The 25,157-nt window shown below is 65.6% G+C and carries 21 protein-coding genes; 13 read left to right on the top strand and 8 right to left on the bottom strand.

Annotated elements, in window-relative coordinates:
* Positions 1 to 21: 21 nt before the first annotated feature.
* Positions 22 to 816 carry a hypothetical protein gene (locus tag ABZ420_RS08660; RefSeq protein WP_357118993.1) on the bottom strand — a complete coding sequence of 265 codons (795 nt, stop codon included), beginning with the start codon at positions 814 to 816 and terminating at the stop codon, positions 22 to 24.
* A 16-nt stretch (positions 817 to 832) separates the two neighbouring features.
* Complete coding sequence (locus tag ABZ420_RS08655; RefSeq protein WP_357118990.1) at positions 833 to 1,555, bottom strand: ABC transporter ATP-binding protein; 723 nt, start codon at positions 1,553 to 1,555, stop codon at positions 833 to 835.
* 70 nt (positions 1,556 to 1,625) lie between these two features.
* On the opposite strand from ABZ420_RS08655, the gene ABZ420_RS08650 reads away from it, so the two are divergent.
* The 3 genes from ABZ420_RS08650 (at position 1,626) to ABZ420_RS08640 (ending at position 8,392) form a co-directional block, all read left to right on the top strand.
* Positions 1,626 to 5,771: a TIR domain-containing protein gene (locus ABZ420_RS08650; protein WP_357118987.1), complete on the top strand. Its 4,146-nt coding sequence runs from the start codon at positions 1,626 to 1,628 to the stop codon at positions 5,769 to 5,771.
* 243 nt (positions 5,772 to 6,014) lie between these two features.
* Complete coding sequence (locus tag ABZ420_RS08645; protein WP_357118984.1) at positions 6,015 to 6,749, top strand: hypothetical protein; 735 nt, start codon at positions 6,015 to 6,017, stop codon at positions 6,747 to 6,749.
* 881 nt (positions 6,750 to 7,630) lie between these two features.
* Positions 7,631 to 8,392, top strand: a complete 762-nt coding sequence (locus tag ABZ420_RS08640; protein WP_357118981.1) for a dienelactone hydrolase family protein — start codon at positions 7,631 to 7,633, stop codon at positions 8,390 to 8,392.
* A gap of 259 nt (positions 8,393 to 8,651) precedes the next feature.
* Here the strand turns inward: ABZ420_RS08640 and ABZ420_RS08635 are convergent, their stop codons facing one another.
* On the bottom strand, positions 8,652 to 9,578 hold the full coding sequence (locus ABZ420_RS08635) for a zinc-binding alcohol dehydrogenase family protein (RefSeq protein WP_357118978.1): 927 nt from the start codon (positions 9,576 to 9,578) through the stop codon (positions 8,652 to 8,654).
* Between the two features lie 80 nt (positions 9,579 to 9,658).
* Here ABZ420_RS08635 and ABZ420_RS08630 point away from each other — a divergent pair, with 80 nt between their 5' ends.
* Positions 9,659 to 10,111 carry a MarR family transcriptional regulator gene (locus tag ABZ420_RS08630; protein ID WP_357118975.1) on the top strand — a complete coding sequence of 151 codons (453 nt, stop codon included), beginning with the start codon at positions 9,659 to 9,661 and terminating at the stop codon, positions 10,109 to 10,111.
* A gap of 25 nt (positions 10,112 to 10,136) precedes the next feature.
* On the opposite strand, the gene ABZ420_RS08625 is transcribed toward ABZ420_RS08630, so the two are convergent.
* Positions 10,137 to 11,618 carry a phospholipase D-like domain-containing protein gene (locus ABZ420_RS08625; protein WP_357118972.1) on the bottom strand — a complete coding sequence of 494 codons (1,482 nt, stop codon included), beginning with the start codon at positions 11,616 to 11,618 and terminating at the stop codon, positions 10,137 to 10,139.
* 322 nt (positions 11,619 to 11,940) lie between these two features.
* Here ABZ420_RS08625 and ABZ420_RS08620 point away from each other — a divergent pair, with 322 nt between their 5' ends.
* From ABZ420_RS08620 to ABZ420_RS08610, 3 genes are all read left to right on the top strand, one after another.
* Complete coding sequence (locus ABZ420_RS08620) at positions 11,941 to 13,245, top strand: serine hydrolase (RefSeq protein ID WP_357118969.1); 1,305 nt, start codon at positions 11,941 to 11,943, stop codon at positions 13,243 to 13,245.
* A 163-nt stretch (positions 13,246 to 13,408) separates the two neighbouring features.
* Positions 13,409 to 14,140 (top strand): alpha/beta hydrolase, encoded by a 732-nt coding sequence (locus ABZ420_RS08615; RefSeq protein ID WP_357118966.1) that lies wholly within the window; start codon positions 13,409 to 13,411, stop codon positions 14,138 to 14,140.
* 295 nt (positions 14,141 to 14,435) lie between these two features.
* Complete coding sequence (locus tag ABZ420_RS08610; RefSeq protein ID WP_357118963.1) at positions 14,436 to 14,873, top strand: DoxX family protein; 438 nt, start codon at positions 14,436 to 14,438, stop codon at positions 14,871 to 14,873.
* Between the two features lie 107 nt (positions 14,874 to 14,980).
* Here ABZ420_RS08610 and ABZ420_RS08605 read toward each other — a convergent pair whose 3' ends face one another.
* Positions 14,981 to 15,784, bottom strand: a complete 804-nt coding sequence (locus tag ABZ420_RS08605) for a HEAT repeat domain-containing protein (RefSeq protein ID WP_357118960.1) — start codon at positions 15,782 to 15,784, stop codon at positions 14,981 to 14,983.
* A gap of 127 nt (positions 15,785 to 15,911) precedes the next feature.
* On the opposite strand from ABZ420_RS08605, the gene ABZ420_RS08600 reads away from it, so the two are divergent.
* From ABZ420_RS08600 to rfbD, 4 genes are all read left to right on the top strand, one after another.
* Positions 15,912 to 16,505: a hypothetical protein gene (locus tag ABZ420_RS08600; protein ID WP_357118957.1), complete on the top strand. Its 594-nt coding sequence runs from the start codon at positions 15,912 to 15,914 to the stop codon at positions 16,503 to 16,505.
* Between the two features lie 261 nt (positions 16,506 to 16,766).
* Positions 16,767 to 17,975, top strand: a complete 1,209-nt coding sequence (locus tag ABZ420_RS08595; protein WP_357118954.1) for a glycosyltransferase — start codon at positions 16,767 to 16,769, stop codon at positions 17,973 to 17,975.
* Positions 17,935 to 19,308 carry a lipopolysaccharide biosynthesis protein RfbH gene (gene rfbH, locus ABZ420_RS08590; RefSeq protein WP_357118951.1) on the top strand — a complete coding sequence of 458 codons (1,374 nt, stop codon included), beginning with the start codon at positions 17,935 to 17,937 and terminating at the stop codon, positions 19,306 to 19,308. The genes ABZ420_RS08595 and rfbH overlap by 41 nt, the downstream gene beginning before the upstream one ends.
* On the top strand, positions 19,305 to 20,174 hold the full coding sequence (gene rfbD, locus ABZ420_RS08585; protein ID WP_357118948.1) for a dTDP-4-dehydrorhamnose reductase: 870 nt from the start codon (positions 19,305 to 19,307) through the stop codon (positions 20,172 to 20,174). The genes rfbH and rfbD overlap by 4 nt, the downstream gene beginning before the upstream one ends.
* Positions 20,175 to 20,249: 75 nt before the next feature.
* Here rfbD and ABZ420_RS08580 read toward each other — a convergent pair whose 3' ends face one another.
* Together ABZ420_RS08580 and ABZ420_RS08575 are read right to left on the bottom strand one after the other, a co-directional pair.
* Positions 20,250 to 21,518 (bottom strand): TMEM143 family protein, encoded by a 1,269-nt coding sequence (locus tag ABZ420_RS08580; RefSeq protein WP_357118945.1) that lies wholly within the window; start codon positions 21,516 to 21,518, stop codon positions 20,250 to 20,252.
* A 167-nt stretch (positions 21,519 to 21,685) separates the two neighbouring features.
* Positions 21,686 to 22,288 (bottom strand): ABATE domain-containing protein, encoded by a 603-nt coding sequence (locus ABZ420_RS08575; protein ID WP_357118942.1) that lies wholly within the window; start codon positions 22,286 to 22,288, stop codon positions 21,686 to 21,688.
* An 87-nt stretch (positions 22,289 to 22,375) separates the two neighbouring features.
* On the opposite strand from ABZ420_RS08575, the gene ABZ420_RS08570 reads away from it, so the two are divergent.
* Both ABZ420_RS08570 and ABZ420_RS08565 read left to right on the top strand, forming a co-directional pair.
* On the top strand, positions 22,376 to 23,167 hold the full coding sequence (locus ABZ420_RS08570) for an MBL fold metallo-hydrolase (protein WP_357118939.1): 792 nt from the start codon (positions 22,376 to 22,378) through the stop codon (positions 23,165 to 23,167).
* Positions 23,168 to 23,174: 7 nt separating this feature from the next.
* Positions 23,175 to 24,443 carry an MFS transporter gene (locus ABZ420_RS08565; RefSeq protein WP_357118936.1) on the top strand — a complete coding sequence of 423 codons (1,269 nt, stop codon included), beginning with the start codon at positions 23,175 to 23,177 and terminating at the stop codon, positions 24,441 to 24,443.
* Between the two features lie 268 nt (positions 24,444 to 24,711).
* Here ABZ420_RS08565 and ABZ420_RS08560 read toward each other — a convergent pair whose 3' ends face one another.
* Positions 24,712 to 25,128 (bottom strand): VOC family protein, encoded by a 417-nt coding sequence (locus tag ABZ420_RS08560; RefSeq protein WP_357118933.1) that lies wholly within the window; start codon positions 25,126 to 25,128, stop codon positions 24,712 to 24,714.
* Positions 25,129 to 25,157: the final 29 nt, after the last annotated feature.

Raw genomic sequence — 25,157 nt, 5'->3', positions numbered from 1 at the left:
GTGGTGGTGCGGGATGCCTCGTCAGTGCTTCGTCGGCTGTCCGGACCACATCGAGCGGGGGATGCGCATCCACATCGTAGGTCGAAGAGAGGAGCGGGTGCGCCGATGGAAAGCGATCAGACCGACGAGAGCGCTCACAATGAACCAGGCCAGCTGTACGGCGAATCCCGTCAATGGCGTGGCGTCGGAGAAACCGGCCGTGGTCGACGCCTGCATCGCCCCGTAGGAGGGCAGCCAGCGCACGAATTCGCTGTCGGCCCCGGCACTGGCGATCGGGTTCTGTACGGCCATGTCGAAGCAGCTGATCATCGCGATGGCGAACATCCCCTCCACCTCGCGGCGCAGCAGAGCGCCGAGGGCCACACCCAACGCCCCGTAGGTCATCGCCGCACCGAAAAGCGCCGCGGCGAGCAGGACAGGCTGCCGCGGCGACCAGTAGCAGCAGATGACCGCCGTGGCGTACACGCAGACCACCAGCGAGGCCACCACCAGACAGGCGATCTTCGCCGAACCCAAAGCGACCCGGGGGTACCCCGCCATCGTCAGACGCCGGTCGAAGGCGCCGCTGCTGAAAGTGGCCGCGAACATCATGAACCCTATGATCAGCGAGACCGCCATCAGGGCGCCGCTGACCTGAGCGAGCTCATTACCGTTGGCGCGCAGAACCAAACCGGTGTCTCGAAGCCGGAACGGCACCTCGAGGTCCGTGACGGCGACGCAAACCACAGTGATCAATATGGGAAGGAAGACGGCCACCAACAGCATGGCGAATCGGTTACGAGCATGCTGGATGAGGTCGTAGCGCGTCGCGATCACGAACAGTCGCAAACTCTCACTCATCGGCCTGCTCCTGTCCGCCTCGTAAGACGCCGTCGCGCAACCGCCACACTTGATCCAGCTTGTCGGTGTCGTGAGCCAGATGCGAGACAACCAGGACCGATCGGTGGGTGTCACGGAATTCCGCGACCAGATCCCAGAAACGCAGATACGTCTCCCAATCGAAACCCTGATACGGCTCATCCAACAGCAAAACCTGCGGATCATGCATCACCGCCAGCGTCAGATTGAGCTTTTGCCGCGTGCCGCCGCTGAGCGTCCCGACCCGCTCACCGGCATACTCGGAGAAACGCAAGATCTCCATGGTCTCTTCGGCGCGGCGCAGGTCCCGGATCGCATAGGCCGCGGCGAAGAAGTTCAGGTGCTGACGCACCGTGAAGGCGTCGTTCAGGATCACCTGCTGAGGGCAGTAACCGAACCGCCCACGGTGCCGGACCGTCCCCCGGTCCGGTCGCAGCTCTCCGGACAAAACCTTCAACAGCGTCGACTTCCCCGCCCCGTTCTCACCGACGATGCCCACCAGCGTCCCCGCGGGCAAAACGATGTCGATGCCACGCAGCACCGACCGTCTGCCGTATGAGTGGTGGACGTCCTCCACCTCCATCAACGCCCCTTTCCCGCCGCCGATCCAGTGGCCCGACAGCGGCTCGAATATTATCAAGCGACCACGAAACCTCGTGCCGGGAAGCTGATTCCGTGACATCGGCACCTCCGGCACGGAAGGTACGCCGATTCGGTGTGCGGTAGCGTTGACGAGCGCGAGATGGTCTCTCCATCAAGGGGGCGTGATGACGCGACTGTTCCTGAGTCATTCGAGTCGGAACAGTGTGCAGGCTGTCGCACTGTTGCGGTGGCTGGTCGAGCAACGGCCCGCGTTGGCGGGCAACATCTTCTTGGATCTGGACGAGAAATCCGGGATCGCTCAGGGTGTCCGTTGGCGAGATGCCCTACGCGGGGGATTGGCACGCTGCGAAGCGGTGATCTGCTTGACCTCGCGGGATTGGCACACCTCGACCGAATGCGTGGCCGAGTACCTGACGGCGGTGAATCTCGGCAAGCGGATCTACTGCGCCCGGCTCGAACCGTTCACCGATACGGATCCGACCCGTGAATGGCAACGGTGCGACCTGTTCGGCGACGGTCCGGTCACCGAGATCCGGGTCGATGGACAACTCGAGCCGGTGCGAATGCGCACCGAAGGCTTGCGCAGATTGCTGGACGGCCTGGGCGACGCAGGGATCGGGGCCGAAAACTTTCCGTGGCCGCCCGCCGGCGAGCCGGACCGGTCGCCGTACCGGGGCTGGCGCCCCTTCGATGCCGTGGACGCCGCCGTGTATTTCGGACGCGAGGTGCAGGTCATGGCGGGTTTGGAACATCTGCGGCGCATGCGGTCGATCGGCGCCGAGTCGATGTTCGTGGTGCTGGGAGCGTCGGGGACGGGTAAATCGTCGTTTCTGCGGGCGGGATTGTTGCCGCGGCTGGCTCGGGAGGATCGGCACTTTCTCGTACTGGACATCATGCGGCCGGAACGTCGAGCGCTCACCGGTGCTCACGGCCTGGCCGCGGTCATCTACGCCACCCGAACTCGCCTCGGGTTGACCACTCCGACACTCGGGGAGATCAAATCCGCGTTGCCCGACGTCGATCGCGCACGTGAGTGGCTCGTCCAGATGCAGCACGCCGCGCGAGACAGGTGGCCGTCCGACGACGTCGATACGCCCGTGCCGACGTTGTTGCTACCCATCGATCAAGCCGAAGAGCTGTTCGTCGCCGACGCCGGGGCGCAGGGCGAGCAATTCCTGAAGCTGCTGGGCACGCTGCTCGCCGTATCGGATGAGGTGGGCACACAGCACGTGTCGATGAAGGCGGCGGTCACCATCCGTACCGATCGCTATGAGCAGCTACAGAATGCCGTGCAGATGAAGACGGTGCCGCGATTCGTCTTCGACGCGCTCGAGCCGTTGCCGCGGACCCAGTTCAAGGAGGTCATCACCGGGCCGGCGGCTCGTGCCGACGACAGTGCGGCACTACGCATCGAACCGGACTTGGTGGATCGGCTCCTGGCCGACGGTGATCACGGCGCCGACACCCTGCCGCTGCTGGCCCTGACGCTGTCGCGACTCTACGACGACTATGCCGCGAGCGGAACGCTGACTGTCGAGAATTACAACGCGATGGGCGGTATCGACCGGGTCGTCCACACCGAGGTCGAATCTCTACTGTCCACCGACCCGCGGATACGACAGCGGCAGTTGGAGGTGTTGCGCTCGGCGTTCATCCCCGCGTTGGCGACCATAGATCCCGACAACGATCAGCCGATGCGTCGCATCGCTCGGTGGGACGAACTCCCCGAGGAGGCGCACGAGCTGATCGACGGGTTCGTGGACAAGCGGTTGCTGGTCAAGGACCGCCGCGACGGCGAGGTGGTCGTCGAGGTGGCACTGGAAAGCTTCCTGCGGCAGTGGGATTCGTTGGCCGGATGGCTCCGTGCGCAGGCCGACGACCTCAAGGCCGCCGACCGCCTCGAACGTGCTGTCGAAGGCTGGAATCGCAACGGTCGTGACCAGTCGTGGCTACTGGAAGGGACCCGGCTCGCCGAAGCCGAAACGCTCTCGGCCAAAACGGATTATCAGCGACGCCTCCAGCCCGCCCGTGAATTCCTCCTCGCGTCCCGCCGTCGGCAACAAGATCGCCTCACGGCATTGCGTCGCCGGGCTCGAGCGCTGGCGGCGTTGCTGGTCGTCGCCATCGTGGTCGCGGGATTGGCCGGAGCGGGGTTCTGGCAAGCCGATACCGCGACTGAACGGGCGGAGGCCGCGAGCATCCGGGCCGAGGCGCGCACCCGCGAGGCGGTCGGGCGACAGTTGATCGCGGAAGCGCAGGCCATGTTCGAGCAGAGCCGGTCCGGTGGTGATATTCGAGCTGTTCAACAAATTCTCGCGGCAAACGCCCTGGCACCGAGCCCCGAGACCGCGGGCGCTATCGTCGGTGCGCTCTATGAGCGGCGACTGACAGCCAAAATCGTCGACACCGGGTCGGAAGTCTGGGATGTGGTGTTCAGTCCTGATGGGCGCCGGGTGGTCACCGGCGATCTCGATTTCCGATTGCGGTCGTGGGATGCCCATTCCGGTGAACTGGTCGGGGAGCCGAGGCAGATCCCCGCACGTACCCTCGGGGTTCAAATCAAACGGCTCAGCCCTGACGGGCGCCGGGCCGTTACCGGCCAGATGGGCGGGTCGATGCGACTGTGGGATGTCGAATCCGGACAACCGACCGGGCAGCCGCTGAATGTCGATATCGGCATTTTGGGGGATGTGGCCGTCAGCCCGGACGGGCGCCGGGTCGTCTCCGGCGGTCAGGACGGGACGGTGCGGTTGTGGGACGCCGAGTCCGGCCGACCGATCGGGCAGCCGATGACCGGCCACACCAACGCGGTAGCCAGCGTGATGTTCAGCCCGGACGGGCGTCGGGTCGTCTCCGGCAGTCTCGACAGGACCGTGCGGCTGTGGGACGCCGAGTCCCGGCTGCCGATCGGACAGCCGATGATCGGCCACACCAGCGCCCTGCAGAGCGTGGCATTCAGTCCGGATGGGCGTCGCGTCGTTTCGGGGAGCGACGATGGGACGGCGCGCTTGTGGGATGTCGACTCGGGCCGATCGATCGGGCGGCCGCTGAGCGGTCATGCCGACTATGTGTCGAGTCTGGCGTTCAGTCCTGATGGGCGGTGGGTTGTAACCGGCGACTACAGCGGGATCATGCGTTTGTGGGATGCCGGGACAGGGCGAATGATCGGGGAGCCTCTGCTCGGGCACACCGCAGGCGTCATGAATATCGCGTTCAGCCCGGATGGCAGGCGAATCGTTTCCGGCAGCCTCGATAAAACGGTCCGGATATGGGAACTCGGGGCGGGGTATCTGATCGGGCAGCCGATGACCGGCCACAGCGACATGGTGAAGAGTGTGGCCTTCAATCCGGATGGTAGACGTATCGCCTCGGGCAGCAACGACGGGACAGTACGGCTGTGGGATGTTGAATCCGGGCAACCGCGAGGAGAGCCGCTGATCGGCCATACCGCTGCCGTCGAACACGTGGTCTTCAGTCCCGACGGTAGGAAAATCGTCTCCGTCAGTTATGACAAGACGATGCGATTGTGGGATGTCGACGCGGGGCGGCCGATCGGGGAGCCGCTCACCGGCATCGACAACGCCGTGCCGAACGCGGTTTTCACTCCGGACGGTAAACGCGTCATCTCCGCTTCCGACAAGAAGTTGCTGTTCTGGGATGCCGAGTCCGGCAAGAGGATTCGGGAACTGCCGATCGGAGACGAGGTCGGCACGGCGAATGCGGTCTTCAGCTCGGACGGCACGCGAGTCGCGACCGACTGGGGCGGAACCGTGCGGTTATGGGATGTCGAGTCCGGGCGCGAGATCGAAGAACTGCCGGGCAGCGGCAGCGCCCCTGTGGGCAGCATGGCATTCAGTCCCGACGGGAAGCGGTTCGCCACCGGTGGCCACGACGGTATGGTGCGGTCGTGGGATGTCGAGTCCGCACGACCGCTCGGCCAACCGACGATCGGCCACAACAGCATCGTGAAGAGTGTGGCCTTCAGCCCAGACGGTAAGCGAATAGTCTCCGGTAGCCGCGACAAGACGGTGCGGTTGTGGGACGCCGAGTCCGGACAACTGCTCGGCAGGCCGATGATCGGCCACATCGGCGACATAGACAGCGTGGCGTTCAGCCCGGACGGGACGCTGGTCACCTCCGGAAGCTGGGACACGATGGTGCGAGTATGGCCTGCCTACCAAGGCGATCCCGAGAAGCTATGCGCCAAGCTCACTTCCAATATGAGCTTTCGGAATTGGAGTGATCGGGTGCGCATACCGAACCAGCCGTACATCGAACTCTGCCCCGGACTGCCGATCAGCCCGACCTGAGGACGCGCGCGGGCCGGCAGCCTATGTCCGCCGCAGCGAGCGCGCACCGGAGGCGCGCCGAATTCGCCCAGGAGTGGTCAGGGTAGGAACCCGCAGCGCCGACGCAGATCGAGCGGCCCCCTTGCGGTACCGTCGGGAACCTTCCCGATGAGCGCTCCGGCCGTGAAGCGTAGACGCCGATCGTCGTGATATGCCTCATCCCGGCGTCGAAGCCGACATCGAACACGAACCAGGAGAATGACATTGGCGAAGCTACACCGGCCCGGGCGTCCTGAGGATCTGCCGGATGCGCGGCTGCTGTGGGCGCGGTGGGCGGCCGTAGCGGTCGCTACCTACGATCGCGACGAAGAGCGCGAGCCGCAGCAGCATCGTTCGGGATACTGGATCGACGATGACGGCCTGCACTGGGACGACTGCGGCTGTACCTGGTGGGTGCTGAAGTGGTTCGGCGACGGCCGTGCCGTGCTCGTCGGAGAGGACGAATCGAGCCGGGTCAAGTGGTACGAGCCTGCCATCGACCTGCTGGCCGGAGCACCGGAATGGTTACCTCGGCTCTACCTGCAGGACCTGATCGATGACTACATGGTCGGCTGTGTCTACTGGTTCGACGAGGGGGCCTGGAACCGGGCCCCCTACCCTGACGATCTGGCCGACGACGGGCTCGACTGTGGCATCTCGGCTCTGACGACCCGGGCCGGCGCCGTCGGCGAGATCGCCGAACGGCTGGAGTTCGACAACACCGACACCGGTATGCCGGAGCTGTGTGATCAACTGCTCGATGACGCCGAGCGTGGCGCTGTCACCGAGACCGTGCTTCGATCCTTCGCCGAGACGATGGTGCGGTTGAAGGCACAGCACTACCCCGAGGACGATCCCCGACCACGCACCGACAGCGACCTCACCGCCATGTTCGCCCTGGCCGCGCGTGCCGGTCTCGACACGGCCACCTGGACCGGCACGCTCGGCACCCGAAGCTGAACCGGACGGCCCCTGCGGGAGCCTGCACTCCTCCCCCTCCCCCGAGTTAGGGCCACCCGGCGTGCCCGAGGCCCCTCAGTGGTTTCCTATTGAGGGAGAATATGGACGTGAGCGACGCAATCAGCAATAAGTGGAAACATCAGCTCGGCCTACCTGCGGTCATGGCGCCGACGGGTCCAGTGGCACTCGTCGGCTGCTAGTTCGATGTCGGAGCGAGAAGTGCCGGGACGGGAATCCCCGACAGGGCCCGGCGGGAAGAGGTTCGACGAGCTGGAATTGTCGCGCAGGAAGTCGGAAGAAGGAAGCAGCGCTGTGGAGACCTCCGGAGACGGCACGTCGAACGTCACCCGGCTACCGCGTCGCCCGCGGCGCGTGGCGGAAGAGGCCGGGGAGCGCCTCCAGAAGACTTGGCGCTCGGAAGGTGGCTCCGTCTATGATCCTGCACCGACCAAGCCCGTACTGCGATCGGAACTGCAGCGGGAGACAGGGTGGTGGCCGGTCGGCCCAGGCGCGACACGGCACCCCGCCCCCCTGAATGATCCGGGCAGCGCCGAGCCTGAGGGGAATGTCGTCGATCTCGACGCGCTGCGGCGGAAACGAGCTGGTGACGACGCTCCGGCCGCCGGCATCCGGCGCATGGTCAAACCCCGGCGAATCGAGAAAAGTGCGGGCGAGGGGTCAGGCACCGAAGATGATACGGTGTGAGGCGATGACTACCGGGACGGCGATGCGCCACACACGGATTGGTTACCCGGCGCTGCTCTGAACGCCGCTCGAGCCGGTGTCGGCCGGTTTGTCGATCGAGGCTTCTGCGGTATTGCGCGGGCTCCGCCTTCGTCGTGTTGATCACAAGACATCAACCACGACAGAAGGACTCAACGATGACTGCAACGCATGGTGCGCCGGTCGAGGTGCAGACACCCGATGGTGTCGCCGACGCATATGTCGCTTATCCCGACGATGGTGCCGCCCATCCGGGCGTACTGGTGATTCAGGACGGTTTCGGACTGCGGCCCAGCCTGCGGACGCTGGCTGATCGTATTGCCGCCCACGGCTACACCGTCCTGCTTCCGAACGCCTATTACCGGCACGGTCCGGCACCGGTAGTCGAATTGCCGGACTTGATCGACCCGGCGGAGCGGCCGGAGATCTTCCAGCAGGTCTTCCCGATGATCCGCGAGTTGACACCGGAGCTTCTGCGTTCCGATGCCGGCGCTTACCTCGAGTGGCTGGCAGCTTCGCCGCATGTCTCCGAGGGGAAGGTCGGCGTCACCGGCTACTGCATGGGGGCGCGGCTGGCGGTGTTGGTCGCTGCCATGTTCCCCGATCGGGTTGCGGCGGTGGCCGGGTTCCATGGCGGCCCACTCGTCACCGATACCTCGGACAGTCCGCACCTTGTCGTCGGAAACATCACCGCGGAGCTGTATTTCGCCCACGCCGGCGAGGATGACCACATGACTCCCGAACACATCGGCCGGTTCGACAAGGCACTCGCCGCCGCTGGCGTCCGCCACCGCACCGAGGTCTACGAAGGGGCCCGACACGGCTACACCCAGGCCGACACCTCCGCCCACGACCTCGAAGCTGCCGAACGGCACTACCGCGAACTACTGGCCCTGTTCGACCGCAATCTGCGCCAGTAGCAACCCGGCTATGGAGCCGACCATGCAGCTCGGCCGCCGACCATGCACCCCTTGCGGCAATCGCTGTCCACTGGGACATGCGGTCGGTTGAAAGCGGTGACAGCGGAGACCGCGTGATGCCTCGGGACTACCTTCCCGAGGCATCACCGTGCCAGCGCCGGATACCGGCCGGTGACACCTCTATGCCCACTACGGAGGCGAAGCTTGTGGCTGTCGGCGCGGACTCTCCGTGCCTCGGTGGATACTGGCGGCCCTCGTGTCAGGGGACGAAGACGATGCGGTCCTCCGTCTCCGCGCTCCACGTCTCGGCGATCTGGGCGAGAGGCACAGGACGTGCCTGCACGTCGATCGCGCCGGTGTGCACCGCGACGGCGAGTTCCGGAAGCTCCGCGAGGATGTCGCGGGAGGAGACCGAGCCGATCCCACTGCCGCAGATCTGTAGCCGGGATGCGCGCAGCAGCGCGGAGTGGAGGGGGATCGTCTGGCCGGCGACGGATCCGATCTGAATCCAGTCCAGCGGGGCGGAGCGGTCGCGGCGTGCGGTGATCATCGCGGTCATCGCACGGGCGGAGGGTTCTCCCCACACGTAGTCGAGGACGACGTCGACCTCGGCGGCGCGGTCGGTCTGCTCGAACGTCACCGTCTCGTCCGCGCCGAGGTCGTGCAGCGCGGCGAGCCGGGAAGCGTTGCGTCCGGCGGCGATCACGTATGCGGCACCGAATTGCTTCGCTATCTGCACGGCCATGCGGCCGGCGCTGCCGGTCGCACCCAGGACGAGGACGCGCTGCCCCTTTTGGAACGCGATGCGGCGGCGCAGGGCGACCCACGACGACATCGCCGGGTTCATCGCGGCGGCGATGTGCACCGGGTCGACGTCGCCTGGTAGTACCACGCTGCGACGGGGATCGATCAGCGTCTGTTCGGCGAACATGCCCAGGTCAGTGTCGTCCAGCACCGCGTACCTGAGGTTTCCGTGCCGGTCGCGCACGACGCCGTCGACGCCGGGAACGAACGGGAGCCTGCCGGTGCCGCTGTAGTGCGTACCGTTCGCCCGAGCCCTGACCAGGTGGTGTAAACCGGCCGCGAGAACGTCTACGACCATCTCGTTCTCCCCCTCGGCGACCGGGGCGGGATACTCGCTGTACCGGGGTGGAGCGTCGAAGCTGGTGACAACGGCGGCGTGCATGGCAACTCCTCGTTTTGTTTGCATTACCAACTAATCCGAGTTTGGTTGGTAATGCAAACTATGTCAAGTACGATTGCGGCATGAGACCTGACGATGCGCTCGAGGATGCCCTCGTTCGGACGTCCTTCCGGGTGATGGCCGTGCTCACCCGCATCGGTTCGGAGCACGACCTGTCCCTCACGCAGTTGCGGCTACTCGGCTTTCTGCGCGACCGCCGGCCGCGGATGACCGATCTGGCGGCGTTCCTGGGGCTGGACAAGTCCACGATGTCCGGTCTCGTCGAGCGGGCCGAGCGCCGAGGTCTCGTGGCACGAGGCAAATCGCCGGAGGATCGCAGGGTCGTCGATGTGTTCATCACTCCGACGGGCAGCGAACTCGCCGGACGGCTACAAGAAGAGATCCGCGCGGCCCTGGCCCCCTACACCGACCGGCTATGCGCCGACGATCGCCACGCACTCACGCAACTGCTCGCCTCCCTTGCCGGTAGAGCGCCAGAGAACAGTGGGAAAGAAGGGCCGACGAACGCCCTGTGAGCCCACGCCCTCTCCACCACGTAGATCAGCGCACCGCCACCGCTGTCTTCAGCCTGCGGATACCCCGGATCAGCAACAGGTTGTCACGCAGGCTCGGTGGCGTGCGTTCGGGATCCATCAGTTCGTTCTCCGCGAGCGGGCTGTCCTCGTCCTCGACGGTCTCCGGCTCGAACCGCACCAGGGTCCGGCCGTTGCCGCGCAACCTCTCGACGGTGCGCAGAAGAGACGACGTCTCGGCGAGTGCGGCGTCGAACTTCGCGGGTTCGGCATCGAGATGTTCGCAGATCAGCTGGCGGCGGATACCGAGGATGGTTTCGCGCAGCAGGTCACCGTCCACGGTGGCGGGGGTGACCTCGACGGCCAGATCGCATTCGGTGTCGAAGCCCATCGAACGGTTGTTGAGGTTCGACGATCCCACCCGCAGCAGCCGATCGTCCATCACCAATACCTTGGCGTGGACGTAGATCGGCGCGCCGGCCTCGGTGACGGGATAGTAGACGCCGAACCGGTTCTCGGTATCGGCCTTCCACAACAGCTGCAGTAAGCGGCGACGCGCCCCATCCATCGCCTGTTGCTCGAGCCAGCCGTCGGCGTGACGCGGCAGCACCAGCACGATCTCCGGACCGTTCGGCTCACGCAGCCGAGCGGCGATCGCCTCGGCGAGAGTGCGCGACGCCAGGTACTGACTTTCGATGTACAGCGACCGCCTGGCGCCCGCGATCGCCGCCAGATACAACGCCTCGATCTCCCGGACTTCGGCGCGGTCGGCGAGTTCGGGGAAGGTCCGCGCGATACCCACATCCACCGACCGCATCGTCGGCTCCAGTCCCTCCGGCCACGGCGTGTCACCGGCGATCTCGTCGACCGCGGCCAATTGCTGTCCCGTCGCCGCCTTCCACCGGGCCCGGGCCAATTCGCCGATCGCCTTCGCCGCATCGCCGTCGACGGCGGTGGTCGCGTCGTGCCATGGTCCGTACCGGCGGCCGTTGGGCTCGGTACGGTAGTGGTTGTCGTCCCGATGGTCGCTGGTGTCCCAGCGATCGACGGTCATGTCGATACCACCGCAGAACGCGAGGGCGTCGTCGATCACCACGATCTTCTGATGGTGTGCCGAACCGATCGGGTGCGCGCCATCCATCTCGAGGTGCAACCGCCGATCGGTTATCCAATTGACGACGAAGATCGGTGTCATCCCGCGGCTGATCGCCGCGAACGCACCGACATTCCATTTCAGCAGGTAGATGTCGAGATCCGGTCGCTGTTTCGGCAGCCAGGACAAGAATTTACCCAGCCGATCGGGCCCTTCGAGGGTCTTCTCCCCCGGTTCGAACTTGATTCGGGTGTCGAAGTCCCAGCCGATCAGCACGATGCGCTTGCGGGCCTGCAACATCGCGGACTTGGCATGGCGGAAATAGTCCGCCGCATCGACAATGCACGCCAGCCGATCGGCCCGCGCGATCTGCCAGCAGGTGTCGCCGGGGGTGAGGATTTGTTGCTCGTCGCTCATGTGTGTAGTCAGTTCTCTCGTCCAGCCGCACACCCGTCGCCGCAGGTGAACGTTTCACAGTACTGCGCGGTCGCGCACCGTTTCGGTCGCGGTCTTCGCTCGGCACCGCGAACGCGTGCTGGGTGTGCCGTCACGGTTTCGAAGCTGCTATCGCAACGGACCTCCACGTCGCTCTGAGCAGGCAGCTGCGAAGACGGTGCAGGTTCGCCCCTACAAGTGGGGGCGCCCGAGGAAGTAACCGGCTGTCAGGTCGGCGCGATGAGCCAGGTGGAGTTCGTCGAGAGCGGAGGCCGGCGTGGGTCGAGGTATGAGAAGCATTGCGGTGGCTGCCATTACGGTGGCCGCGTCGATGCTCTGGATGGGTGCACCTGTGCTGGCGAATGCCGAGCCGGACGGGCTGAAACATTGCGCGGTCAGCAGTGGACGAGTACCCGAAACGGCCACGCCGGAGGAGGTCGGACTCGACTCGGCGGCGCTGCGTCGGGCGGTGGCGCTCGCGGCGGATTCGACGCGCACGACGCTGCAGATCTTCCGGAACAATTGCCTGATCGCGACCGGCCCCAACCACGCGCGGGCCGCCGGTGTGCCGTGGAATCTCTGGAGCAGCACCAAGAGCGTGGTTTCGATGGTGGCCGGGATCGCGGTCGACGAGCAGCGGCTGCGGCTCGATGACCCGATCGGCGCCTATCTGCCGCCCGAACTCGGCGATGCCGCACATCGCGCGATCACCGTGCGGAATCTGCTCATCGAAGCCAGCGGCATGCAGGTGGCGGTGGCCTCCGAGGGCATCACCGGATTGGCGCAGATCGACCCGAATGTGGTCGCGCAGGCGCTGGCGATGCCGATCGATCAACAGCAAGGCATCGAGTGGCGCTACAGCCAGCGCGCTGTCGATCTGCTCGTGTACGTCATCCAGCGTGCGGTCGATGAGGACTTCCAGGCGTACACCCAGCGAAAACTATTCGATCCGTTGGGTATTCCGCCGACCGACTACTTCTGGGGGCGGGACCGCAGTGGAAACACCTACGGTTACGCGCATCTGTTGCTGCCACCAGACGATTTCGCCAAGCTGGGTCTGCTGCTAACCAATCGCGGCCAGTGGGACGGTCACCGGATCATCTCGGCGGATTATCTCGCGCAGGCCGGCCGACCCACGCCGACGAACCCCTGCTACGGCTTCCTGTTCGTGGTGAACGGGCCGGACTGCGCGAACTACTTTCCCGGTCTGCCGCCGGATGCGATGCAGATGTCGGGAATGATGCGCCAGGACAATTTCATCGTGCCGAGCCTCGGATTGATGGTCAGTTGGACCGGTGTCACGGTTCCGGGAAGCGCGTTGAGCTTCCCGCACGACGTCCTGCGTGCGGTCGGCGCCGCCTTCATGGAACCCCGCATACCCGCCGCGGCACCGTACGAACAGCAATCGGATGTCCAGCTGTCCGATCCGATGATCTCGAATCCGGACGCGACTCTGGCCGCACTCGGTATCGGGCCGATGGCCTACCCGGGATGCAACCCCCTGTCCTGCTTGGGCAAGCCCATGTCCGCGCCGTTCGCGAATTGGCCGGCGGGTTGTTTCATCCTCGGCTGCGTCGGCCCCCACCCGGCGACACCTGGAATTCGCTAGCGGCACTCGGCGACCAACTGCTACCTTTCCGGAAGCCGTGCCAGAGAACGAGGAGGTGGTACCCGTGAACGCAGTATCTACATGGGTGCTCCCCTCTGGGGTCACGGTCGGGCGATAGGTCGTCCGGGAGCGCCGCTCGAGAGCACTCCCGAAAGGCACGACCATGCAATTCACTTCCGAACAGCGCTTCGACGACGGCGTCCTCGAACGCGAATTCACCCTCGGCGAGATCCCCGGCATCCTGTGGACGCCCGGATCCGCATCCACACCGGCTCCCCTGATCCTGATCGGACACCCCGGCGGACTACGCCAGATGTACCCCCGACTGGTGGGCCGGGCTCGGCACTCCGTGGCGGAGGGCTTCGCCGCGGCCACCATCGAACTCCCCGGCAGCGGTGACCGGCCCCGTTCGGCCGCCGCCGAACAGGCCCGCGCCGACCTGCGCCGGGCGGTGACGGCCGGCGAGCCGGTCGACGACGAGATCGTCGACCGGCTCGTCCTCCCGCTGGTCGAAAAGGCGGTCCCGGAATGGCGGGCCGCCCTGGACGCCCTTCTTTCACTGCCCGAGATCGGCGGCCCGGTGGGGTACTCCGGAGGGGTGATCTCCATCGGCGTCCGGCTGGCGGTGGTCGAGCCGCGCATCTCGGCCGCCCTTCTGTTCGCCGGGAGTTACGTGCCCCGCAGCATGTTCGAGGAAGCCCGGCGGGTCACCATTCCGCTGCAAGTCCTGCTGCAATGGGACGACGAAGGAAACGACCGGCAGATGGCCCTGGACCTGTTCGACGCCTTCGGCTCCAAGGAGAAGACGCTGCACGCCAACATGGGCGGGCACACCGGCGTTCCGGCGTTCGAAGGAGACGACGCGAACCGGTTCTTCACCCGGCACCTGAAGTGAGGCCGGGCCGTCAGGCCGGCAGCAGACGATAGGAACTGTCGGCCCGACACCGCTCATCGAGGACAGGTCCCGGCCCTCCTCGATGGCGGTTGGTTGGCAGATGCACAAACGCCCCGACCGCGGCGGTACCGGCCATCGGCGGTACCGAGCGGTCGGGGCCGCCTTCTTAAGACGCTGAGCCGTTACGGCAGAGGTTCGAGAAATTTTCGCCGACAGCGATGAATTCTCGGACGGTGCTCCGTCCTATCCGTTGAACGCGCTACCAACCCGGCGCGACCGACCAGAAGGACCAGAAATGACCACCGCCAACCCCACCGCAGAGTTCTCCAACGACGTCACCGGTCGTCCCAGCAAGGTCCGCAACCGCGTCCTGTGGACCCTGCAGATCCTGCTCGGCCTGTTCTTCATCATCGCTTCCGGCGGGCCGAAGCTTGTCATTCCGAACACCCTGACCGAGAACGCCCCCGAGAATCTCACCATCCCCCTCGCGCTGCTCATCTTCATCGGAGTTGCGGAGGTCGCCGGTGGTATCGGCCTGATGGTGCCACGGCTCAGTGCCCTGGCCGCCGCGGGTCTGTCCGTTCTCACGGTGCTCGCCGCCGGGACGCAGGCCTTCATCGCCGACAAGCCGCTGATGGGGATCTTCCCACTGGTGCTTGCCGCGATCTTCGCTTGGATCGCCTACGAGCGCCGCGCCACCATCACCGATCTGCGTAACTCGCTCTCGCGGTGACGAATTCATGAGCACGACCGGCGATCGGTGGCACACCCACCGATCGCCGGTCGTGCGTTCTCGGACCGATCGCCCGTCGGGTTGGCGGCGATCGGTCCGTTGGCCTTTCAGGATTCTCGGGCTGCGATTGCGGCTTGGATTCGTCGTAGCGTGCGAAGGCCCTTCTTCGCTGCGACGCTCACCATGCCATCGAAGACTGTGGAACCCCGGTCATGGGCCATCAGCCGTTCCAGCGTCGGCACGGCACGATCATCGCCGGTCGAACCGAGCGCGACAGCCGCCCAATATCGCTGGTCCGGGTCGTCACTGCCGGCCGCCGCGCACAGCCTCGGAATGACATCCGGGGCAAACTTGGACAGCGCGCTGGCGATATAGCCGATGCGGAAGTACCGACGGTTCTCGAATTCATCCCACAGTGCGGCCAAGGCCGCATCACCGCCGATCATGCCGAGGGCATCGGCGGCACGTTCGCGCATTCCTCCGATCGGGTCCCGCAGCACGGGCGTGAGCGCCGGGACGACCGATTCGTCGCCGAGGGTGCCCAGAGCGATCACCGCTTGCTCGCGAGCCATCTCCTGCGAATGGTCCAACATCGCGATCAAGCCGGGAATCGCATCGCGGAAGCCGAGCGCCGCGCAGCCCATCGCCGCCCATGCCTGGCAGTTGTACCGAGTGTCGGCGAGTGACGCGAGCAGGGGTGCCTTCAGGGTGTCGTCGCCGAAGACCGCCACCTGGTTCAACGCCCGGCTGTACAGCGACCGGTGGTAGTCGGGATAGTCGCGGACGAGCGCGCGCAGTGCTTCCTCGGCGGATGTGTCCCCGTCGGCAGCGCGCGCGAGCAGCCGCCGCAGATTTGCTCCGCGAGTCTCGAGATCGCCGTCTTTGAGGCTTCGCGTATCAGCTGGGTTCACCGCCCAACGGTACCTGGCGATGATCCGTTCCCCCGCCATGTGGAATACATATGCGCCGACCAGAGGCAGGCCACTCGGCGTCCGGCAGACCGGGTACGGCCATCGGTCCTCGTGGCAGGATGCGGGTGTGGGTGACTATTTCGAACGTATCGTCGACCTCGATGTGACCTCGGCCGACGCGAGCACGCTGGCCGAAAGCATGGTGGACTGGATGGTGTCGCGGCGATGGCTACTTCGGGAGACTTCGCGTGACGCGATGTACAGCCTCCACGCCGACGAAGGCTATCTGCCAGGCCCCGACTGGCCACAGATCACCCAGGAATGGGGCGCCGACTGGATCCCCGGCCCCGTTGCCGTCATCGCCGGCCGCCACGACCACTATCCCGGCCAGGGCGCCGTCGAACCGGCCTCCGCGGTATGCCCACGCTGCCAGGCCACCACCGTGATCATCGACTACCCGCAACAATGGGAAGCCGATCCCGCCGTATGGCAGCCGTTCTCGGTCGCGATCGACACCTGGAAACGAACAGGCACCGGCTCGGCAATCTGCCCCTCCTGCGTCACACCGAGCCCCATCACCACCTGGCAATGGGCAGACGGCTTCGCCCTGGGCGCCCTGGCCTTCGATTTCTGGGGTTGGCCGCCCCTGACCGAGGACTTCATCACCGAATTCGCCACCCGACTCGGGCACCGAATCGAACACCACACCGGCAAGTTCTGACGAAATCACCGATGGGTGCCGGGCCGCGCACGCGCCGCTCGGCTGATTCGACGCGCCGCGCTTCCGTGCTCGCCCCAGCCCGTGGCACCGGATCGCGGAAGCGCCGAGACGCACTGTGACAGCCCGGCTGCCACCGGGCGATTCACTCGACCCGCCCGAGCCGAAACCGTCGCAGGTCCAGTTGCCCGGAAACGCGTACGGCATTGTGCCCCAATGTGTCACGCTGCGGACATGGCTTTTTCGCGGGCAGATCGCATGCGCGTGCTGGTGACCGTCAACCAGTTCGAATCCCACTTCCGTGGACTGGTCACACTGGCCGACGCGCTGAGCAGACATGGCCACGATGTCCGCGTCGCGGCACCCGAGAAGTGGGGCGCCTGGCTGCACGGCAACTACGGCGTCGAGACCGTGGACGTGGGAATACGATGGGCCGACCGCCAGTTCGACGCAACGATTTTCGGACTTCTGCTCGACCGGGACGTAGCCGCGTTCGACCGGATGTACATGACGGAGTTCCTCGGTGACCGGATCGCCCTGCGCGTCGCGGAAGACGTACTGGATCTGTCCGACCGGTGGCGGCCCGATGTCGTCCTGCACGAGTGCTCGGAATTCGGCGGTTACCTCGCCGCGGAGGTGCTCGGAATACCCCACGTCACGGTGGATATCGGCCCGCTGCAGCTTGTGCGAGACCTCCACGAAGACCTGATCCGGCCCGCTTTGACCACTCAGCGGGCCAAACTCGGGCTTCCGGAAGAACCGGCGGCACCGGGCATACTCCGGCATCTCACGGTCTCCCTGACGCCGAAAGAATTCAATAACGCCGACCTCGGCACACCATTGGTCCGCTACCGGCACGAACCACCGGTACGACGCAATGATCAACTGCTCCCGGACGTGTTCACGTCGATGCCTGGTGATAGGCCGATCGTTTACCTCTCGCTGGGCTCTATCGGCCCCTTCTCCCCGGGGTTCCGGGATCGGATGGCCGAAATCTATAGGGAGGTATTCGCGGCTCTGGCCGAGCTCCGGTGTACCGCCGTCGTCTCACTGCCGTCGCTGTACCAGGATATATTCCGGTCGCTACCGGCACACATCCATGTCCTGCCGTACGTCCCCCAGTCGCTCGTATTGGCGAACGTGGACCTGTTCATCACACACGGTGGATTGAACTCGATGCGCGACACGATAACCTACGGAGTTCCGCACCTGGTACTTCCCTTCTTCGCCGATCATCCCGGAAATGCAGTACGCTGCGAAGCCCTCGGCACCGGCATCCACCTCGACCCCATGACCGTCACCGCCTCGGATGTTCTCATCGCCTGCCGGCGAATCCTCGACGACTCCGGCTACCGGCAGGCCGCGCGAGCACTCAAGCGGCATATGTGGGCACTGCCGCCACAATCTGCATTCACCGACGACCTCAGCGATCTTGTTTCAGGCTCGTACCGGGAGAAATACAGTGAACGATAGAGAAGATCTGCTCACGAGAATCCGACAATTCCACAATTCGCAAACCGAGCACCACTTCGTCGCGGGCGTCACCGAGATCCAATCATCCGGCGCCTGCCTGGACGACGACGACAGGGCCGCAGTCCTCGAGGCCGCACTGGATATGCGTATCGCGGCCGGAATCCTGGCAGATCGATTCGAAAAAGAATTCGCCCGAAAAATGGGACTCCGCAAGGCGCGGCTCACCAACTCCGGATCTTCCGCGAACCTGCTGGCGGTCAGCGCGTTAACCGCCGCGGAGTTCGGTGATACCCGGCTGCGCCCCGGAGACGAGGTCATCACGGCTGCCGCCGGCTTCCCGACGACAGTGAACCCGATACTGCAAAACGGGATGAGACCGGTTTTCGTGGATATCGATCCCACTACATACAACGCGACACCGGAAGCCGTGGAAGCGGCGATCGGCCCTAGAACCCGTGCCGTCGCACTGGCGCACACGCTCGGTAACCCGTTTCCGGTGGCAGAAATCTCCGCGTTGTGCGCGGAGCGCGGCATGTTCCTGATCGAAGACAATTGCGACGCGGTCGGATCGACATATCAGTCCCGCCCTACCGGAACCTTCGGTGATCTGGCCACCGTCAGCTTCTATCCGGCACACCATTTGACGACGGGTGAGGGCGGATGTGTGCTGACCAACGACCTGACCACAGCTCGCGTCGTGAAGTCGCTGCGCGATTGGGGACGCGACTGCTGGTGCGAGCCGGGCGAAAGCAACAGATGCGGGAAGAGGTTCACCCAACAGCTGGGCGACCTTCCCTACGGATACGACCACAAGTACATCTATTCGCATATCGGATACAATCTGAAGACAACAGATATCCAAGCTGCGCTCGGACTCTCCCAGCTGGCCAGACTGGACGATTTCTGCGCCCGTCGGCGTCACAACTGGCGTCGGCTTCGCGAAGGCTTGGACGGGATCGACCATCTCCGGCTGCCGGAACCCACCCCCGGTAGCGATCCGAGCTGGTTCGGATTTGCCCTCACGGTGCTGCCCGACGCGCCCTTCGGCCGCCTCGACATCGTCAACTTTCTCGAAAGCCGCAAAATAGCGACCCGAGGCCTGTTCGCCGGAAATCTCCTCCGCCATCCGGCGTACTCGAACATCGAGTGCCGTATATCCGGAAGCCTGGCGGCCAGCGACTACGTCGCCGACAACACCTTTTGGGTCGGGGTGTACCCGGGCATAACCGACGAAATGACCGACTACATGATCGCCTCGGTCCGCGAGTATGTCTCCGGCTACCGGCGCTCCCAGGTCCGGCTCGTGCGGACCTCCTTCGAGGACAAGCGGTGAGCAGGCTGGTGGTCACCGGTGCCGACGGACTGCTCGGGAGCGCGATCACGAAGGCGACCAGCCCGTTTCGTCGCGCTGATCGACAGGTGCTCGGGTTCGGATCGAAAGAACTCGACATCACCGATGAAACGGCGGTGAACGACACCATCGGCTCCGGCGATGTGGTAATCAACTGCGCGGCGTACACGAGCGTAGACGCCGCCGAGACCGAAGCCGACAAAGCGTTCGCGGTCAACGCGGTCGGTCCGGGGCTACTGGCCCGAGCCTGCGCGAAGAAGGAAGCGCGACTGCTGCACATCTCGACCGCGTACGTCTTCGACGGGGCGGCGTCGCGTCCATGGGAAACCTGGTCGCCCACTGGTCCTTTGAGCGTGTACGGAAGATCCAAGTTGGCAGGTGAGGAGGCCGCCCGAGCAGCGTTGCCCGAGGCGCGGATCGTCCGCACCATGTGGCTGTACTCGGGGACCGATCGGGATTTCCCGGCCGCGCTCGTGCGGAGATGCTCCCGGGGCGAGCACGTCGCGGTCGTCACCGACCAGATCGCCTCCCCAACCTACGTCGATGATCTCGTATCCGCACTGTTCGACCTCGTGGCGCACCCGAATCCACCGCGCCTGCTCCACGCGACCGGAGGCGGCGCCGCATCCAAATACCGATTCGCTCGGGCGATCATCGAATCGGCGGGGCTCGATGTGGACCTGTTGCGGCCCTGCCGCACATCGGAATTCCGAGATGCCGCAGCCCGGCCGCGGAATGCCGTTCTGTCGAAATCGTCGTGGATCGACTGCGGCCTCATGCCACTCCCCCACTGGCGTGACGGACTGCGTCGCGCGCTGGGAGCTTCACTTCGAGCCGTCCGGCCGTGAGCGGAGCGAACCGGTGACACAGGCCCGCCGACCGAGCGCGCTTCCCTGCTGAGAAGTCGATTCGTGGGCAACGTCTCAGCCGGCGGTGACCCCGATTCGCCGTGCAGCCGCGGTGTCGCCCGTCTCGGGCTGGATTCGAAACAGGTTGTCCCAGTGACGATCCAGCCGATGTCTCGCCTCCGTCAGCGGCACCACCTCCAGTGCGCCGTGCTCGTCATCGACGAGCAGTTCCCACTTCCGGAGCCTGCTGATCCCGTCGCCGATCCGAAAGTCGAAGGTTGCCTCCCATCGCCGACGGAACCACTCTTCCACCCGCTGATCGAGTTCGGCTGCGGTGAGCGGACGGTCGGCGGTGCGCAGGAAGTGGTAGGCGAGGACGGCCTCCTTCACCTCCGATTCCTCGGCAGCGCCGAGCAGATGGTGGAACACTCCCGCGTCGTTGTCGAGATTGCGGAAGTAGAGGTGTTCCGACAGCGTCTTCATCAGCTTGATCTTGCGGTTCTTGAACTTGGAGAACTGGCGCACCAGGTAACCGCCGAAGGCCGCCACACCGGCGCCCAGGGTGAGCAGCGTGGCCTGATCCAACCGTACGGATTCCTCGCGCAGCCCGAGCCAGAACGCCAGCAAGAGAACCAGCGGCCCCAGCGAAGCCACCAGTTTCGTGACGACTACGATAATTCCGGAGACCACCGCGGGCACGCCGATCAGCAGCTTGTCCAGTGGTCGCATTCGGATCCGAACGATCGGATACAGCATCTCGAGGTCGTTTCTCGGGACGTTCCCGAACAGCTTCAGCAGCACACCGCCGTTGGGGCGATCCGCGACCTCCTCCGGCCGCTCGGCGAACGCGATGTAAACGAGAACCTTGCCGTAACTGGTGAATTCGACGCTGCGCCGCCGTAACCCGAACAACCACCGAACTTGTTCGGTGCGCTGTGAGACCCCGCGCCGGAAGAACATCGCGGTATCGATGTCCTCCTCGTCGAGCTCCAACCGCACTTTCACCAGGGAGTGCTCGGCGAACGCGCGCTCGATCTCAGCGGCATCGATGCGCGTGAAATCCGCTGCCTCGGCCAGTGCGACCAGCTCGGCTTCTACCCGCTCCCGTGCCGCCGCCCGGTCCTCGGGAGTAGCGGCACGGACGGCTCGCTCATCCTCCGCGGGGTCGACCAGGTGATAGGCGTCGAGCACCGTCTCACCACGCACATGCAACTCGTGATGCACCATTGCCGCCAGCAGCCGCGCGAACTCGGCGAACGATTCGCGTTCCGCGTCGGGAAGCTCGTCGGCGCACAAAGAGATCACCGCGCTCTTGCGGAACGGCAGGAAGTGTTCGGCATCCATCGGCAACTCCTCTCGACGGACCGGACCGTCGGCTACCACCCTATGGGGCGCGCACGCGCATGCCGATGTGCGAACGGTCCTGGCCGCAGGGAGGTTATCGCTCTGTGCCTCCTACCCGGGGTTGTCGGAGTTCGTGGTGCCGAATGCTCGGGAGATCGGCGGCACACTCAGTTCGCTTTGGCGCGGGCGTAGGCGCGGGCTGCGCGAGCGCGGTCGCCGCAGCGCGTGGAGCACCAGTGACGGCGGCCGTGGCGGATCAGGTAGCGGTTGCACGGCGTGGAGTCGCAAGTGGTCAGGAACTCGGCGTCGGAACTGGTGAGCAGGTCGGCGGCGTCTGCGGCGAGCGTTGCGAGCGCGCGGTCGAGGATCTCGTCGGGTGGACACACCGCGGCGCGGTAGGGGCCGTTCGTTTCATCCCATTTCAGCAGGGGGGCGGTCGGGGTTCTGCTCAGCGCGTCGTTGACGGCGGCCAGTGCTGCCGGTAGTGCGGGCCGGCGCGCGACGCGGGCAGCGAACAATGCCCTGATGTGTTCGCGTAGTACGCGCAGCTGCGTCGCGCACATTTCCTGCACTCCCGCATCGGCGGGGGCGAGGCCGCGTTCGGCGAGCCACCGATTCGTCGATGCCGGAGTGCCGAGCAGGTCGATGAAGTGCCCCCCGGGGAGCGCATAGGCGCTGTCGGCGAAATCGAGGGCGAGGTACTGCTCGGCGCCTGGTGCGGACGGCAAGGCGGGCCCGCCGGTCGAGATCTCTCGCACGTCTTCTTCCACAACTCTCATGTTACAAGTTGCTTTTATCCGTGAGAACGACCTACCATCCTCACGGATATATTGGATTTCATCCGTGAGGAGTTCGTCGTGGCATCCCCTACAAGCCCCACCGACCAGCATGTCTGCGTGCGTATCTTCGGCGGGCCGACCGCCCTGTTCGAGTACGGCGGGCTGCGATTCCTCACCGACCCGACCTTCGACGCGCCCCGCGACTTCCCACAGCCCGGCGGCCTGCTGACCAAGACCGCGTCGGCCGCCGCCGCCCCGGCCGACCTCGGTCGCGTCGACGTGGTTCTGCTCTCGCACGATGAGCACCCCGACAATCTCGACGACTCCGGCCGCGCACTGCTCGCCGACGTGCCGCTCACCCTCACCACGCCGGGTGGCGGGCAACGCCTCGGGAATGCTGCCAAAGGCCTGCTCGACTGGGAGTCGATCGAGCTGGATCGCCCCGGTGGCGGCACCATCACGGTCACCGCTGTGCCTGCGATCCACGGGCCGGGCATACGCGAGGAGGTCGAACCGATCACCGGCCAGGTCGTCGGATTCGTGCTGACCGGGGAAGGCCTGCCCACCATCTATGTCAGCGGCGACAACGCCTCACTCACCGCGGTCGAGCAGATCGCCGAGCGTTTCGCGCCGGTGGACACAGCCATCCTCTTCGCTGGAGCGCCCCGCTTCTCCGTCCTCTTCGACGGCCTGCCGATCGTTCTCGACAGTGCCCAGACCGCCACGGCCGCCGAGATCCTTTGTGCCCGTCGGATTGTTCCCGTTCATTACGAGGGTTGGGCCCACTTCACCGAAGGCCGGGCCGAATTGGTCGCCGCCTTCACCGCCGCCGGACTCCGCGACCGCCTCGATTTCGGCGCGAGGGGCTGAGTCCGTCGTGACGACTTCGGTACCTGCCCACATCGGCGATGCCCCCGGCTCCCGGGCGCAGCGTCGCACCCTGTTCGTCCTCGTCGCCGCGCAGGCCCTCAGCGGAGCGGGACTGGCGGCGGGCCTGACCGTCGGTGCACTGCTGGCGCAGGACATGCTCGGCTCGACCGGCCTCGCCGGTCTGCCCAGTGCGCTCGGCACCGCGGGCTCCGCGCTGGCGGCCGTTACCGTCGGACGAATCTCGCAAGCCCGCGGCCGCCGCACCGGCCTGGTCGCCGGCTATCTGGCCGGCGCCATCGGCAGCGTCGGAATTATCGCCGCCGCTGTCGCGGACAATCCGATCCTGCTGTTCGCCGCGCTGTTCGTCTACGGCGCCGGGACCTCCACCAATCTGCAGGCCCGGTATGCCGGAGCCGATCTGGCCGACTCCGCCCACCGCGCCCGTGCCGTGTCCACCGTGCTGGTGGCAACGACACTCGGCGGCGTGGCCGGCCCCAACCTCACCACGCCGACCAGCGATCTGGCACACCAACTCGGCATCCCCCACCTGGCCGGACCGTTCCTGCTCGCCGGCGCCGCATACGCGTCGGCGGCAGTGGTACTGGCCATCTGGCTGCGCCCCGACCCGCTGCTACTCGCGCGCACACGCGAGGCCGACCGGGTCGTCACGACGCCTGATGATGCCGACATTCCGGCGCGTCCTGCGGTCGAAAAGCGCGGCCCCGGCGTGTGGGTCGGCGTAGTTGTCATGGTGCTCACTCAGTTCGTGATGGTGGCGGTCATGACAATGACACCCGTCCACATGCGCGACCACGGCCACAGCACCACCGCCGCCGGTCTGGTCATCTCCATTCATATCGGCGCGATGTACTTGCCATCGCCGCTGACGGGTTGGCTCGTAGATCGCTTCGGCCACTTCACCATCGCAGCGGCCTCGGGGCCGACTCTGCTCGGCGCCGGAACAGTCGCCGCGTGTGCCCCCGACGACTCCGTCACCCTGTTGACGGCCGCACTCACGTTGCTCGGGCTCGGCTGGAACTTCGGCCTCGTCGCGGGCACGGCGATCATCACCGAGACCGTGCCGCTGGCGACCCGCGCCAGAACGCAAGGCATCCTCGACGTCACCATCGCCATCGCCGGCGCCACCGGTGGCATGACATCGGGACTGGTCGTCGCCGCTGCCGATTACCCCACGCTGGCCATCGGCTGCGGCATTCTGGCACTGGCCATCGTGCCCACGATCGTCACCACAGCACGCAAATCCCGACCAGGCTAACGGTCTTCACCGAATTGCTCTGTGTGTTAGTCGGATTCGGAGTGGTGAGGACTGTGCGGCCGGAGTCGGGTCCGGAATCGGCGGTGGCGCGGGCGCGGCGCGGCCATCGTCCTGCCCGCGCAGAGTCCGGGCGCGATCCGGTTCGAGTTCCGGCTCGCGAGCGACACGGTCCCCGCCACCTGTTGAGACGGCTCGGACCAAGACGACTTCCATGCGCCATATGTGCCACCGCGGATGGCCGGGCCGAGGCTTTCCGGGAAAGGGGCGATCACTGCTTGCGTACGACCAACTCCAGCGCGATGTTGTCCGGATCGCGGAATTCCAGAATGTACATGGCACCGAGATCTTTCACCCCCTCGTGCGCGATGCCGAGTTCGTCGAGCAAGGCGGCCGCCGAATCGAGATCCGACCGAGTGGCGAGGGCGAAGGCGAGATGGTCGAGTCCTACTCGATCTTCGTCGAACTCGTCGCTGGCGACCGGGCGAAGCCCGAGCAGTGCGTCGCCCATCTGGTAGATCACACCGCCGAAGAGGAACCCGAATCGCGCACGGGTGGCTTCGTCCGCGTCCGCAGGACACTCCCACGCGATCGGCCATCCGAAGACGGCGTCATAGAAGGCCCGGGATTTCTCGATGTCGGTCACTGTCAAGCGAACATGGTCGAACGAACTGGTGGAAATGGGCATGATCAAGATCCTGTCATGATCACCTTGCT

The organism is Nocardia sp. NPDC005745, assembly GCF_040630775.1.
Taxonomy (GTDB): domain Bacteria; phylum Actinomycetota; class Actinomycetes; order Mycobacteriales; family Mycobacteriaceae; genus Nocardia.
Note: the sequence above shows the minus strand (reverse complement) of the source record. Positions and strands in the feature narration are given on the sequence as shown.